Source organism: Photorhabdus machadonis (genome assembly GCF_052657765.1).
Genome location: NZ_CP199761.1, coordinates 3,544,199 through 3,559,377, shown reverse-complemented (window position 1 = coordinate 3,559,377; position 15,179 = coordinate 3,544,199). Strand labels below are relative to the sequence as shown.

The 15,179-nt window shown below is 44.8% G+C and carries 13 protein-coding genes; 4 read left to right on the top strand and 9 right to left on the bottom strand.

Annotated features, from left to right (window positions below; all coding sequences use genetic code 11):
- Window positions 1-6 precede the first annotated feature (6 nt).
- From artJ to ACUN2T_RS16830, 3 genes are all read right to left on the bottom strand, one after another.
- Window positions 7-741: an arginine ABC transporter substrate-binding protein gene (gene artJ, locus ACUN2T_RS16840; RefSeq protein ID WP_445494143.1), complete on the bottom strand. Its 735-nt coding sequence runs from the start codon at window positions 739-741 to the stop codon at window positions 7-9.
- 18 nt (window positions 742-759) lie between these two features.
- Entirely contained in the window at window positions 760-1,488 is a 729-nt protein-coding gene (gene artP / locus ACUN2T_RS16835; RefSeq protein ID WP_445494142.1) for an arginine ABC transporter ATP-binding protein ArtP, read from the bottom strand.
- Window positions 1,489-1,757: 269 nt separating this feature from the next.
- Window positions 1,758-2,657, bottom strand: coding sequence for a lysine exporter LysO family protein (locus ACUN2T_RS16830; RefSeq protein ID WP_445494141.1), 900 nt, complete (start codon window positions 2,655-2,657; stop codon window positions 1,758-1,760).
- Window positions 2,658-2,963: 306 nt separating this feature from the next.
- Here ACUN2T_RS16830 and macA point away from each other — a divergent pair, with 306 nt between their 5' ends.
- Together macA and macB are read left to right on the top strand one after the other, a co-directional pair.
- A complete protein-coding gene (macA, locus tag ACUN2T_RS16825; protein WP_445494140.1) occupies window positions 2,964-4,076 on the top strand; it encodes a macrolide transporter subunit MacA in 1,113 nt (370 codons plus the stop codon).
- Entirely contained in the window at window positions 4,076-6,019 is a 1,944-nt protein-coding gene (macB, locus tag ACUN2T_RS16820; RefSeq protein ID WP_445494139.1) for a macrolide ABC transporter ATP-binding protein/permease MacB, read from the top strand. Before macA ends, macB begins: the two co-directional genes overlap by 1 nt.
- Before the next feature lie 76 nt (window positions 6,020-6,095).
- Here the strand turns inward: macB and cspD are convergent, their stop codons facing one another.
- Window positions 6,096-6,326, bottom strand: a complete 231-nt coding sequence (gene cspD / locus ACUN2T_RS16815) for a cold shock-like protein CspD (protein WP_445494138.1) — start codon at window positions 6,324-6,326, stop codon at window positions 6,096-6,098.
- A gap of 343 nt (window positions 6,327-6,669) precedes the next feature.
- Here cspD and clpS point away from each other — a divergent pair, with 343 nt between their 5' ends.
- Window positions 6,670-6,990: an ATP-dependent Clp protease adapter ClpS gene (gene clpS, locus ACUN2T_RS16810; protein ID WP_445494137.1), complete on the top strand. Its 321-nt coding sequence runs from the start codon at window positions 6,670-6,672 to the stop codon at window positions 6,988-6,990.
- Window positions 6,991-7,021: 31 nt separating this feature from the next.
- A complete protein-coding gene (gene clpA / locus ACUN2T_RS16805; protein ID WP_445494136.1) occupies window positions 7,022-9,301 on the top strand; it encodes an ATP-dependent Clp protease ATP-binding subunit ClpA in 2,280 nt (759 codons plus the stop codon).
- A 68-nt stretch (window positions 9,302-9,369) separates the two neighbouring features.
- Here clpA and infA read toward each other — a convergent pair whose 3' ends face one another.
- From infA to trxB, 5 genes are all read right to left on the bottom strand, one after another.
- Window positions 9,370-9,588 (bottom strand): translation initiation factor IF-1, encoded by a 219-nt coding sequence (gene infA, locus ACUN2T_RS16800; protein WP_002211347.1) that lies wholly within the window; start codon window positions 9,586-9,588, stop codon window positions 9,370-9,372.
- A gap of 157 nt (window positions 9,589-9,745) precedes the next feature.
- Window positions 9,746-10,438, bottom strand: coding sequence for a leucyl/phenylalanyl-tRNA--protein transferase (gene aat, locus ACUN2T_RS16795; protein ID WP_445494135.1), 693 nt, complete (start codon window positions 10,436-10,438; stop codon window positions 9,746-9,748).
- A 6-nt stretch (window positions 10,439-10,444) separates the two neighbouring features.
- Window positions 10,445-12,196: a heme ABC transporter ATP-binding protein/permease CydC gene (gene cydC / locus ACUN2T_RS16790; RefSeq protein ID WP_445494134.1), complete on the bottom strand. Its 1,752-nt coding sequence runs from the start codon at window positions 12,194-12,196 to the stop codon at window positions 10,445-10,447.
- Between the two features lie 2 nt (window positions 12,197-12,198).
- Window positions 12,199-13,968: a heme ABC transporter permease/ATP-binding protein CydD gene (gene cydD, locus ACUN2T_RS16785; protein ID WP_445494133.1), complete on the bottom strand. Its 1,770-nt coding sequence runs from the start codon at window positions 13,966-13,968 to the stop codon at window positions 12,199-12,201.
- 105 nt (window positions 13,969-14,073) lie between these two features.
- Window positions 14,074-15,033 (bottom strand): thioredoxin-disulfide reductase, encoded by a 960-nt coding sequence (gene trxB / locus ACUN2T_RS16780; protein ID WP_445494132.1) that lies wholly within the window; start codon window positions 15,031-15,033, stop codon window positions 14,074-14,076.
- Window positions 15,034-15,179 lie beyond the last annotated feature (146 nt).

Genomic DNA, 15,179 nt, shown 5'->3' with positions numbered 1-15,179 from the left:
CAGTTATTATTCAAACCATTTTTTATAGATGATGTCATAAGTGCCATCTCGTTTGATATCAGCCAGTGCTTTGTTCAGTTTATCCTGTAGCTCTTTGTTGCCTTTACGCACTGCAATCCCTAAACCGATACCAAAGTAATTTTTGTCAGTGACCTTATTACCCACAGTACTTAAGTTTTCATTTTTTTTCAGCCATTCGTTGACAACGGCAGTGTCACCGAAGACGGCGTCCAGACGGCCATTTTTCAGATCCAGAATGGCATTTTGATAGCTGTCATAAGGTACGGTTTTAATCTCTTTGCGTTGTTCCATCAAGTATTTCTGATGAGTTGTACCATTCTGGATACCCACTTGTTTGCCTTTCAGGTCTGTGATGCTGGAGATTTTGCCTTTAACTGTGATAAATACCGCTGAGTTATCATAATAAGTGTCAGTAAAATCAACCTGTTTCTGGCGTTCAGGCGTGATATCTATACCTGCCGCTAAGGCGTCGAAGCGACGGAATTTCAGACTTGGGATCAGGCTGTCAAATGATTGGTTGGTGAAAGTACATGTCGCATTAATTTGTTCACAGATGGCATTGGCCAGATCGATATCAAAACCCTGAATTTTATTATTTGCATCAATAAATTCAAATGGAGGATAAGTGGCTTCCGTGGCAAAACGAAGGGTCTGTTTTTCTGTGGCGGTTGCAGATAAAGTAACGGTACCCAAGAGGGCGGCAAGAAATAATTTTTTCATCGCTATATCCTATAGTAGTTAGTGTGACAGATAATTAGCAAAGGCTTTGGTTTGTGGTTGAGTAAAATGGCTGATATCACCTTGTTCTATAATGCGGCCGTTTTCCATATAAACGACACGGCTAGCGGCTTTACGGGCGATTTCTACTTCATGGGTAACGATAATCTGTGTAATACCTGTTGCGGACAATTCATGGATAATATTCACTACTTGTGCGGTGATTTCCGGGTCCAGTGCTGCCGTTGGTTCATCAAATAATAAAACCTGCGGCTCCATCATCAATGCCCGTGCAATAGCGACCCGCTGCTGTTGCCCACCGGATAAATGTTGAGGAAAGCGACCAGCAAAATCCTCCAGGCGCAAACGGGAAAGTAGCTTATCCGCCTTTTCCTGAGCTTGCTGTTTGGATAAACCGAGCACACGACAAGGCGCTTCGATCAGGTTATCCATAACAGTAAGGTGTGGCCACAAGTTATATTGCTGAAAAACCATACCGACATTCTGGCGTAGAGAACGAATCTCCTTTATTCCTGGCGCTTGTGCAAAATCGAATTGATGATTAGCAACAGTCAACTGGCCGGATCGCGGTATTTCCAGCAGGTTTAATACCCGCAACAACGTGCTTTTACCTGCGCCACTGGGCCCCAGCAAAACCATCGTTTCCCCTAAAGAACACGTAAGATTAATGTCAAACAGTGCCTGATGTGCACCGTAATAGCAATCAATGCTTTTTAATTGAATACTCATGCTTTAATTCTGAATAGTCAGTGATTTATCCCGATGCTAAACCCGTTGGCATAATTATGCAATATCTTACGCATAGAATATTATTAATTGATATTTCAATTACATGTCTGATTAACCTGTACTACCTGCACTTTGTACAGTTCGTTAACAAAAGCTTACTTATTCTGTTTCTATCCGGCGGAAGATGAATAATTATGGCTTACTTCTTAGCAATTAGGCGCTCAGATTCTCATCGATAACATCAAACATCATTGTGGCTGAAATTCTGATTAAGTAAAGAATGCGATCAGTAAAGGGGCCAGTAAGCTCAACAAAAAACCGTGAACAATGGCTGCTGGAACAATACTGACTCCACCACATCGTTGTAATATCGGCAGAGTGAAATCCATAGAAGTCGCACCGCTTAGCCCTATTGCGCTTGACCGATACCGATTGACTAGAACGGGAATAAGCATAATTGCTGCAAGTTCACGCACCAGGTCATTAAAGAATGCGGCACTGCCGATGACGGGCCCGTAAGCGTCAGAAAGTAAGATGCCGGAAAGGGAATACCAGCCATAACCGGAAGCAAATGCTAAACCTGTTTTGATCGGCAGTCCAAGAATAAGTGCAGCAATTGCCCCGCCAGCAAGTGCGCTGACAGCGACGATAATCGCAATAACTGTACCACGGCGGTTTAGCAATATCTGTTTGAGGTTCATGCCGCTGTTACGTAATTGAATACCTACCAGCAACAGTAAAACAACCAGCGCAATTTCACTGGCATGATTGGCGAAATGCAACCATGACCAATCAGTTAACCCAAGTAGAAAACCTAAAATCAGCACACTACATAATTTCAGTGATTCAAAAATCATATGTAAACGGGAAGGGGGTTTTTCCTGTTTATGCGGGCTGACAATCCAGGGATTGTGTTTTTCAAACAGGAATAATGCCAGCATATTGGAGGAAAAAATACACAAGAAAAATACAGTGGCATATTGAAAGATAGAGAAAAGGTTATGGCTTAAATCTTCCAGTAAAGCTAAACGTATCCCCATGAAAAACAGAATGACATAGACCATCGCATTAAGGAGACGATGAACAACATTTAACCCTGTTTTATTATTCAAATGGATAAGATAGCCCAGAGTTAACGGTAAAAGAATGATCAGCAGCCCAGAATACATAATTAACATCCTTTAAAACGGTTAACGTCTTTTTATCCAAGTTTCGTATAAAAATCAGCCTTAAAGGCTACGAAAATAAAGATAACAATTTTTTTACATTAAGAAAATAGCCAGGATAGAGTGAAGTATGTTGTTGCTCAAAGAATTTTTTATTCTTAAGGTAGGTGAACTTTCCGTGGGTATAAAAATCGAATGAGGACTTCATTTTCTGGGATTGAGTGGAAATTTCTGGTTATTCGTGGCATTACAGGAAACATTGTTTTTTTACCATTCCTTTTATCCAATGTTTAAGATGGTGATATTTAAATGAATTTTATTCGTTCGAAACGTCGATGGGTGGCGTTGTTAGCTATTTTGGCCGTTATCGCATTGCTTCTGGGGTATCTTTTACATGGGTCAGAAACGGTTAAATATCAGACTGTATCCGTTATTAAAGGCGATTTGGAGAAAAATGTCTTGGCCACAGGGAAGCTGGATGCTGTCAGAAAAGTAGATGTAGGGGCGCAGGTTAGTGGTCAGTTGCAGAACTTGTATGTTGAAGTGGGTGATAAGGTGACAAAAGGCCAATTACTGGCATTGATCGATCCAAAACCTGCTCAAAACCAAGTAAAAGAAGTTGAAGCGACGATTAAAGAATTAAACGCTAATCTGATGGAAGCCAGGGCACAATTGAAACTGGCGCAGCTTACATTACAACGTCAGAACAATCTGGCAAAAGTGCAGGCAATCTCTCACCAGGAATTGGATCAGGTTAAAACAGATGTTGAAGTGAAAAAAGCGAGGGTAGAAACTTTGCTGGCGCAAATCAGTAAAAATCAGGCCAGCCTTGATACTGCCCAGGCTAATTTACAATACACTCGTATTACCGCACCGATGGATGGCATTGTTGTCAATATCAAAACACTTCAGGGGCAAACGGTCATCGCCGCACAGGAAGCCCCGACTATCCTGACATTGGCTGATCTTGGCACGATGCTGGTAAAAGCAGAAGTTTCAGAGGCGGATGTTATTGATCTGAAACCCGGTCAGAAAGCCTCTTTTACCGTATTAGGCGCCCCTGATAAAAATTTTACGGGTGTGTTGAAAGATATCTTACCGACGCCAGAAAAGATTAATGATGCAATTTTCTTTTATGCCCGTTTTGAGGTGCCTAACCCTAAGCAACTTTTGCGTTTACAAATGACGGCTCAAGTAAAAGTCCAGCTCGATTCCTATCGTGGCGTGTTAATGATCCCACTTTCTGCTCTGGGTAAACAGATTACCTCAACCCGCTATGAAGTGGATATCCTGAGGGGAGGGAAAGAAGAGAAACAGGAAGTAGCTATTGGTGTGCGTAATGATGTGAATGTACAGATTTTGTCCGGTTTGAAAGAGCATGAGCAGGTGATTACCGGTCGTGGTGAAACAGGGGATGAGTAATGAATGCGTTACTTGAGCTGAGAGGCATAGAGCGCAGCTATTCTGCTGGTGAGCAACAGATAAAAGTACTTGATGATGTCACCTTGTCTATTCACTCCGGTGAGATGGTTGCGATTATCGGTGCTTCCGGGTCTGGTAAATCGACACTGATGAATATCCTTGGCTGTCTTGATAAACCCAGTTGCGGTGAATACCGGGTTGCGGGACAGAATGTTGCTGAACTGAATAATGATGAACTGGCGGCACTGAGACGGGAGCATTTTGGGTTTATTTTTCAGCGTTATCATTTGCTGAACCATCTGACCGCTGAACAGAATGTAGAAATTCCTGCTATTTACGCCGGGGCGGCTAAAACTATACGCAGACAGAGAGCAATAGAGTTGCTTGGTCGTCTGGGGCTGGACGAGAGAGTCAACTATCGGCCAGGGCAGCTTTCTGGTGGACAGCAGCAGAGGGTCAGTATCGCCAGGGCGTTGATGAATGGGGGGCAGGTTATTTTGGCTGATGAGCCAACGGGGGCGCTGGATAGCCATTCTGGTGAAGAGGTGATGGCTATCCTCAAACAACTGTGTGAACAGGGGCATACCGTTATTATTGTCACGCATGATCCAAAAATCGCGGCGCAGGCACAGCGGATTATTGAGATCAAAGACGGCCACATTATGAATGACTCTGGCTCGCAACTGAGTAAAACCGTGACGGAAGCTTCATCAATAACATCAAAAATATCATCAATACGCCAGATTTTTGGCCGGTTTAATGAAGCTTTATTGATGGCATGGCGGGCGATGATCGTCAATAAGATGCGGACCTTGTTGACGATGTTAGGGATTATTATTGGTATCGCGTCTGTCGTGACTATTTTGGTTATTGGGGATGCCGCGAAGGCATTGGTATTATCCAATATTAAAGAGATTGCAACGAATACTATCAGTATTTATCCGGGTGAAGATTTTGGCAGTGACGATCCGGCTAGTAAGCAAGCGCTGAAAATCGCGGATGTAGACGCTATCAGAGCACAACCCTATATTCTGGCGGTTTCACCAGTGATTGAGGGAGGGACGCGCCTTCGTAAAGGAAATGTTGATGTTGCTGCGAGAGTCTCCGGCATTGGTGATGAATATTTTCAGGTTTATGCTTTGTACTTTGCTCAGGGAATGAGTTTTACATCGGATATGGTACGCCGTCAGGGGCAAGTTGTAGTTATTGATAGAAATACCCAGCGTAAATTATTTCCTCACCAAAAAAATGTGATTGGTGAAGTCATTCTAATGGGTAATATGCCAGCCACTATTGTCGGGGTGATAGCTGAAAGAAAATCGGTATTAGGCAGTGATAGCTCATTACATGTCTGGTTACCTTATAGCACGATGACCAGTCGCCTGCTAAACCGGAATTATCTGGATTCAGTTGTTGTCAGAATCAAGGATGGTCACAGTTCTAAGGAAGTAGAACAGAAGATTGTTCGATTGTTGACTTTACGCCATGGGAAAAAGGATATTTTCACCTATAACACGGATATGCTGATAAAAACGGTGGAAAAAACGACCCATACTTTACAGCTGTTTTTGACAATGGTGGCGGTAATCTCGCTGATTGTTGGTGGTATTGGGGTCATGAATATTATGTTGGTTTCGGTGACTGAACGCACGAGAGAGATTGGCATTCGTATGGCCGTAGGGGCCAGAACCAGTGATGTTATGCAGCAGTTTCTGATAGAAGCTATTTTGGTTTGTCTGGTAGGTGGTATTTTGGGAATTGCACTGTCTTATACGATAGCTTTTATTGCTCAACTGGCACTGCCAGGCTGGAGTTTTGTTTTCCAGCCAGTTGCTTTACTGAGTGCTTTCGCCTGTTCTACCACAATTGGTGTGATATTTGGATTTTTGCCGGCCCGTAATGCTGCCCGTCTTGATCCGATAGACGCTCTGGCGAGAGAATAGAAAGTAGAAGCCATGTCACACCGCTGGCAAAATTGCCAGCGGTGTGTAAAGGTAATACCTGGTTATTACCCATAGGTCAGGTTATCTGGCCTTTGGGATCGTTTTCAAGAGGAACAATAATGCTGGCGTGATTTCCCTTTGGGCCTTGATGAACGCTGAAATGCACTTTCTGGCCTGCTTTTAGCGTCCGGTAACCATCCATCTGAATGGTTGAGTAATGAACAAATATATCTTCTCCGCCGCTTGCCGGACAAATAAACCCAAAGCCCTTAGCGTTATTGAACCACTTAACAGTACCTGTCTCCATACTTTTACATCCCTCGTTTAATTATTTCGGTTGAGATGAGTCATTAATATAACATTCGTAAACAATCACATGTAACCAGTTACATTATCTATGTTTGTTCACAAAACATACTGTAATAAAAAACAAATTCTCGTCAAGCACAGAACAAATGTCTGGTTGTTTTGAATGACTAAAGTTTGATATAGATAACGCTATGAGTTTCGTTCATTCACTTTTATACCGGGTTTTTATAGGGGAATAACCTGTGGTAAACGGAGTTGTCCAGATAATGATAAGATAAGTGGGAACATAATTTATTTGCTGGCAGTGGCTGGTATTAGCGATTAATCCTGTTGGAAAAACAATGAGCGAGTATCATAACAGTTTGAAAATTAAAGAATTGATTAAGGATGAGCAACAGCAAAAATTGCAACCGCCATCAATGTATCAGGTCATTCTTAACAATGATGATTACACTCCGATGGAGTTTGTAGTTGACGTATTACGAAAGTTCTTTTCTTATGATGTTGAACGGGCAACGCAATTAATGTTGGATGTCCATTATCAGGGTAAAGCTATTTGTGGGGTTTATACCGCAGAGGTGGCAGAAACTAAAGCGGCTCAGGTAAATATGTATGCCAGGGAGCGCGGGCATCCATTACTTTGTACGCTGGAAAAAATCTGACCAGGTATACTGATTTTAGGGGGAGGTGCCTATGCTCAATCAAGAGCTTGAACTTAGTCTTAATATTGCCTTTGCTAAAGCGCGGGATAACAGACACGAGTTTATGACCGTGGAGCACCTATTGCTGGCATTGTTAAGCAATTCATCAGCGCGTGAAGCATTGGAAGCGTGCAAGGTCGATCTAGCTCAATTGCGTAAGGAGCTGGAGAATTTTATTTCACAAACAACACCGTTGCTGCCTGAGAATGATGAGCGGGAAACTCAGCCAACCTTGAGCTTCCAACGAGTTCTTCAGCGCGCAGTATTTCATGTCCAGTCCTCTGGACGCTCAGAAGTTTCCGGTGCTAATGTGCTGGTGGCTATCTTCAGCGAACAGGAGTCTCAGGCTGCTTATTTGCTGCGTAAACATGATGTCAGTCGTTTGGATGTGGTTAATTTCATTTCTCATGGAACGCAGAAAGAAGACAGTGAATCGGATCATCAAGGGATAGGTGGCGCTCAATCTGCGGAAGAACAGTCTGCGGGCGAAGATCGGTTGGAGAATTTTACAACCAATCTTAATCAACTTGCTCAAAGAGGGCTGATCGATCCATTGATTGGCCGCCAGGATGAGCTGGAAAGAACGATCCAGGTACTGTGCCGTCGCCGGAAAAACAACCCGCTATTGGTGGGGGAATCGGGGGTAGGTAAAACTGCTATTGCAGAAGGATTGGCATGGCGGATTGTACAAAAAGATGTACCGGAAGTGATGGCTAACTGTACGATTTATTCACTGGATATTGGTTCATTGCTGGCAGGAACTAAATATCGCGGTGATTTTGAGAAACGCTTTAAAGCTTTGCTAAAAAACCTTGAGCAGGATAGAAAAAGTATTCTATTCATCGATGAGATCCACACCATTATCGGTGCTGGTGCGGCGTCAGGGGGGCAGGTTGATGCGGCTAATCTGATCAAGCCTCTGTTATCCAGTGGGCGTATCAGGGTGATTGGTTCTACGACATATCATGAGTTCAGTAATATTTTTGAAAAAGACCGGGCGCTGGCTCGTCGTTTTCAGAAGATTGATATTGTTGAGCCTTCACCAGAAGAGACGGTACAGATTATTAAAGGGTTGCGGCCAAAATATGAGGCGCACCATGATGTACGCTATACCACGAAAGCTATCCGCGCTGCGGTTGATTTATCAGTGAAATATATTACTGATCGTCACCTACCAGATAAGGCCATTGATGTCATTGATGAGGCGGGGGCGCGTACTCGTCTGGTGCCGGTCAGCCGGCGTAAGAAAACGATCAATGTGTCGGATATTGAATTTATCGTTGCACGCATTGCACGTATTCCTGAAAAAACAGTTTCGGCCAGTGATAAGGATGTATTGAAGACGCTGGATGATAGGCTAAAAATGCTGGTATTTGGTCAGGATACAGCGATTTCAGCATTAACCGAAGCGATCAAGATGAGTCGTGCGGGATTAGGGCAGGATAATAAACCGGTGGGTTCTTTCCTGCTTGCTGGCCCGACAGGGGTGGGTAAAACAGAAGTCACTGTACAGCTTGCCAGAGCACTGAATATCAAGTTATTGCGTTTTGATATGTCGGAATATATGGAGCGCCACACAGTCAGTCGTTTGATTGGCGCACCACCGGGATATGTTGGTTTTGATCAGGGAGGATTGCTCACGGATGCGGTGATTAAACATCCTCATTCAGTATTGCTGCTTGATGAGATTGAAAAAGCACATCCAGATGTATTTAACCTGTTATTGCAAGTCATGGATAACGGTACTCTGACCGATAATAACGGCCGTAAAGCGGATTTCCGTAACGTTATTGTCGTTATGACAACGAATGCTGGCGTACGTGAAACTCAGCGCACATCCATTGGATTTAAGCAGCAGGATAACAGCTCTGATGCGATGGAAGAGATTAAGAAGGTGTTTACACCGGAATTCCGTAACCGCCTTGATGGTATTATCTGGTTTAATGCGCTTTCTATTGAAGTTATTCAACAGGTCGTCGATAAGTTCATTGTCGCACTGCAAGCACAATTGGATGAAAAAGGCGTTTCACTGGAGGTCAGTGCGGATGCCCGTCAATGGTTATGTGATAAAGGCTATGATAGAGCGATGGGTGCTCGCCCAATGGCCCGGGTTATTCAGGATAGTCTGAAGAAACCGTTGGCCAATGAACTATTGTTTGGTTCATTAGTCCACGGCGGTTCGGTTCGTATTGATCTGGATAAGGCAAAACGGGTACTGACTTACGATTTCAGCAATGCTTATAAGCAGAAACCGGAAGACGTAGTGCACTGATAGGGTCACACCACAGGTGAATACAAAATTGCTATTACCTGTGGTGTAATACCTGAAACGGTAATGAATCAGCGGCTACGGAAGACGATACGGCCTTTGCTCAGGTCATATGGGGTCAGCTCGACTGTAACCTTGTCGCCTGTCAGGATGCGGATGTAATTTTTACGCATTTTACCGGAGATGTGAGCAGTGACTACGTGTCCGTTTTCTAATTCAACGCGGAACATAGTATTTGGCAGCGTGTCCAGCACGGTACCTTGCATTTCAATATTGTCTTCTTTGGCCATCTAATCCTCTAAGTTTAATAACCATCGTTTTTAACCGGCAAGATAATGCCGAAAAACCCTCATTATGTAAAGGAATGTTGTCTTTTAAACCACTATATTTGCAAATAACTCATGGTTGCATTCCCGCCATAATCAACATTGGTGGGTAAAATGTTGATTATAATTCCAGTACTTGTTGCAACCAGCAGCCAGGTTTTAATGACCGGTTTCTGAATTGATAAAGATACTGAATAAATTCTTCCCGGGAGATTTCCTTTGCTCCCAGTGAAGCAGTGTGATGATTTAGCACCTGGCAATCAAGCAGTTCACCACCATATCGCAGAAAATGGTGATAGAAAGCAACGAAAGCGCATTTGGATGCATTCTCCATTCGGCTGAACATAGATTCACCGCAAAATAAAGTGCCAACGCTGACGCCATACAGGCCGCCGACAATATGTTCACCATACCAGACCTCTACCGAATGCGCCTTTCCTATCTGGTGTAACTCCTGATAACCTTGTTGGATATCCTTGCTTATCCAGGTTCCTTCCTGCCGTTGAGCGCAGTAATGAATCACCTGTTCAAACGCGTGATTCACCGTAATGCGGTATGGATGATTGCGCAGAAACCGGCGTAATGTCCGGCCAATATGCAATTCACCCAGCATGATTATCGCACGTGGATCAGGGGACCACCAAAGCGGTATTTCACTTGGCAAAAACCAGGGGAAAATTCCTTGATGATAAGCTGCGCTCAACCGCTCAGGGGATAAATCTCCGCCCACTGCCAGCAGGCCGTTCGGCTCCATTAATGCCTCTGCTGGGTGAGGGAAGTCATATGAATCATCATCCAGTTGAATTATTGGCATGGTGTATTACAGCTCCAATTCAGGATGAATTGGATATTGTCGCTGATAAAACTGATAATAGCAGCCTTGTCGAGCCAGTAACTCATTATGCTGTCCTTGTTCAATAATGGCACCTCCATCCATGACATAAATACGGTCCATATGGTCAAGACCGTATAGACGGTGGGTAACAATAATCAATGTCTTATGTTGGCAATGTTGGCGCAGCAGGGACAGAATTTGCTGTTCAGTATCCGCATCAAGCCCTTCCGTTGGTTCATCCAGTAACATGAGTGGCGCTGAGTGCAGTAACGCTCTGGCAATGCCCAGACGGCGTTGTTCACCGCCGGATAACTGACGGCCACCTTCGCCCATCCAGCAGTTCAGCCCTTCATCCGTTTCCAGCAGATGGCTTAAACCTACCTGTTTCAGCACAGTTTTCAGCTCATTATCGGCGGCGTTTGGTTTTGCCAGTAATAAATTTTCACGCAACGTATGGCTGAATACATGAACACGTTGTGGAACAACCGATATCATACTGCGCAGAACCGGTTCGTCATAAACAGTAATAGGATGCTGGTTTAGACAGATAGTACCTGAATCAGCATCCCAGGCACGGGTTAGTAACTGTAGCAACGTAGATTTACCACAACCTGTTTTGCCTAACAGAGCGATATGTTCTCCTGCTTTCAAACAGAGAGAAATATTTTTCAGGACAGGTAATGGCTGGCCGGGGTAAGTAAAACTGAGATTTTTAATGTTAACATTGAGTTGCTCTGAACTTTCCGGCCCTGACGCCGGGAAAGTCACTTCCGGTTTTTGTTGCATCAATTGGGAAACGTGGGTTGCCGAGGTAATGACTTGTCCCAGATGTTGGAATGCAACAGCGACAGGACCCAGGGTTTCAAAAGCAGCAAGCGAGCAGAAGACAAATAGTGCAATCAAGGCACCTGGCTGATTGTTTCCCCCTATACCATTAGCGGCTATCCACAGGATTAATGTGACGGTCATGCCGGTGGCAAAAATCATGATTGCTTGTGATAAGCCGGTCAGATTAGCTTGCTGTTGCTGACGCTTTAGCCAACGTAATTCAACACCCGCCATCGACTCCCGGAATCGTCCAAGAGCGCCGAATACCATCAATTCGGCTTGCCCCTGCAATATCACCGTGAGTTGGGTACGGTATTGACCCCGCAGAATGGTCAAATCGCGGCCGATGGGTTTACCTGCGTGATAAAATACAAATGGCAGCAGGATCAGCAGCGTCAGCATAATACTGCCAAGGGTATAGGCCAATGTGAGATCCAGAAAACCGAGGCTGAAAGTGAGGATGATGATAACGACAATGGCTGCGAATATCGGTGAAATTACCCGCAAATAGAGGTGGTCCAATGTTTCAACATCAGCAACTAGCCGGTTGAGTAATTCACCCTGGCGAAAACGGGCGATTCCTCCCGGTGAAAGTGGCAAAATTTTCTGAAAGGCAAATACCCGCAAATGTGCCAGTACACGAAAAGTTGCATCATGGCTGACCAGTCGTTCAGCATAGCGTCCGGCAGTACGAAGAATAGCGGCGCCACGGACACCTGCGGCTGGTAGCATATAGTTGAATGTATTAAGTCCGGCAAAACCTGCCAGCGCGGTTCCGGCAAGGAACCAACCAGACAGCGTCAGTAAGCCTATGCTGGCGAGTAACGTAACAATCGCCAGAACCATACCTAAACTGATAAGAAACCCATGGCGGCGATAGAGCGCCAGAAAGGGAAGCAATACCCGCATAACTAAAGCTCCTCACTCCGATGAGATAACAGGCGGGCGAATGCTCCCTGAGATTGGCTCAGTGTTTGGTAATCTCCCTGTTCAATGATTAACCCTTTTTCCATAACCCAGATCTGATCATATTCCAGCGTTTCTTCCAATTGATGGGTAACTAACAGGGTCGTCTGATGATGAGATGCCTGATTCAGTGTTTGCATAACTCGTTGTTCGCTATGAGCATCGAGGCTGGCGGCAGGCTCATCCAGTAATAATAATTGGCAAGGTTTCAATAAGGCACGGGCAACAGCGATACGCTGGGCCTGACCAACGGATAGTCGTGCTGCATTATCACCAATAAGGGTATTCAGCCCATCAGGTAAATCATTAACAAATTCGGTGACGTATGCCTGTTCCATAACCTGATGGATTTGTTGTTGATTTGTATCCGGTTGGTTCAGGCGAAGATTATCAAGTAAAATTTGCTCAGGCAGGTGTGGATTTTGCCCAACCCAGCTCAGTTGATCACGCCATTTCTGTGGATCTAACTCACGTAGCTCAGTACCATTGATTTGTATTGAACCACGATAGGGCAGGAACCCTAACAATAAATTCAAGAGCGAGCTTTTACCCGCTCCGCTTTGTCCAACTAATGCTACTCGTTGATTTTTCTCTATAGCAAAATTCAGCGGGCCGGCAAGTAAGTTGCCATCGTGAGCCAGCATTTCCAGATTATTAGCGATTATCGTCAGCGAACTTTGGCTACTTAGCGTTTTATCGCCATTCGCAGGCGCATGTTCACCATCACTGTTTAGCAACGTCACCAATGATTCGGCTGCGCCAACAGCCTGTGCTTTGGCGTGATAATAAGTACCAAGATCACGCAGTGGCTGGAAAAATTCCGGGGCGAGGATTAATACCAGAAAACCAGCAAACAGAGTCACACCCATACCGTAACTGCCAAAATTAAGCTCACCCAGATAGGAGAAACCAAAATAGACGGCAACGACGGCAATAGAAACAGCTGCAAAGAATTCCAGTACCGCTGAAGAGAGGAATGCCATTCTCAGAACTTCCATTGTCTTGCGGCGGAAATCCTCAGTGGATTCGCTGATTTGTTGTACTTCGGCTTTGCCACGATAAAACAGGCGCAACGTTTCCAGCCCGCGCAGACGATCAAGAAAATTACCGCTTAACCGCCCCAACGCGACAAAGTTTCGCCGGTTGGCATCTGCGGCACCTAAACCAACCAGTGCCATAAACAGGGGAATAAGCGGAGCCGTCGCGAACAAAATCAGCCCGGCAGCCCAGTTAACCGGAAATAGAGTGATCAGGATAAGAATAGGGATCATCACTGCGAGATACATCTGTGGCAGATAGCGAGAGTAGTAATCCTGCATATCCTCTATCTGCTCAAGAATAATCGTTGCCCAGCTACCTGCCGGTTTGCCTTTAACCCATACTGGGCCAAGTTGTTCAAGCTTATCCAATACCATCGCGCGGATTTTCTGGCGCACGATTTTGCCACAAATAAAACCGATCCGTTCCCGAATAACACTGATTACTGCTCGCAGAGCGAAGGTTGTCGCCAGCATCCAGAATTTATCCATGATGTGCTCGCGGGGAATGTTATCCATGATTAAAGCTTGCAGGATTGAGGCCAATAGCCAGGCTTGAGTGATGATCAACAATCCACTGATTAAGCCAAATAGCATGGACAGGCGCAGCCAGTGCCGGGCCGGAGCACTTTGCTGCTTCAACCAGCGAACCAATTCATACTGTCTTGTTTTGTCCATAGGAAAAATTCTGATTATCAAAAAGGCTGGACGAGTGTCAGCATCCTGCCGATATGTTACATGCGAAAAGGCGCTACTGAAATAGCGCCTTGAAAGAAAAAGAGTTTATTTCGCTGCCAGCCCATCCAAGAAACGTTCTGCATCAAGGGCTGCCATACAACCTGTACCGGCGGATGTAATTGCCTGGCGGTAGGTATGGTCCATTACGTCACCGGCGGCGAATACACCGGGAATTGAGGTCTGGGTAGCGTTACCTTGTAAACCGGACTGAACTTGGATGTAACCATTATTTAGTTCCAATTGTCCTGCAAAGATAGCGGTGTTAGGAGTATGGCCGATAGCAATGAATGTGCCGGTAACAGCTAATTCTTCTGTTGTACCGCTGTGGGTATCACGCAGACGGACACCCGTAACGCCCATCTCATCACCGAGCACTTCATCCAGAGTACGATTAGTGTGCAGAATGATATTGCCGTTTTTAACTTTATCCATCAGACGACCAATCAGGATTTTTTCTGAACGGAATGTATCACGGCGATGAATCAGGTGAACTTCTGCTGCAATATTTGCCAGATATAAAGCTTCTTCTACTGCGGTATTACCGCCGCCGACCACGGCAACTTTCTGGTTACGATAAAAGAAGCCATCGCAGGTTGCACAGGCTGAAATACCCCGGCCTTTGAACGCCTCTTCGGAAGGCAGACCTAAATAACGTGCAGAAGCGCCTGTTGCGATAATCAGTGCGTCACAGGTATATTCTTGTTCATCACCATAAAGACGGAAAGGACGGTTTTGCAGGTCAACTTTTTGAATATGATCAAAAATGATGTCGGTCTGGAATTTTTCAGCATGTTGATGCATACGTTCCATTAACCCTGGGCCGGTCAGACCTTCAGGATCACCGGGCCAGTTTTCGACTTCAGTGGTTGTAGTCAACTGACCCCCTTTTTCAACTCCGGTAATCAGCACCGGATTTAAATTTGCCCGGGCAGCGTAAACTGCGGCTGTATAGCCTGCCGGACCGGAACCAAGAATAATGAGTTTATGGTGTTTGGCGGTGCTCATGAATACCTCATTTCCATTTATCGCATATCGTATATTGAGCGATTGTAGGAGAAATAGGAGGGTAAAAAAAGCTAAAAGACTCATGTTACTAACGATTTTACCGATAGATATTAACTAGCAACGACTTTAACCTGAGAAAAGTGTTC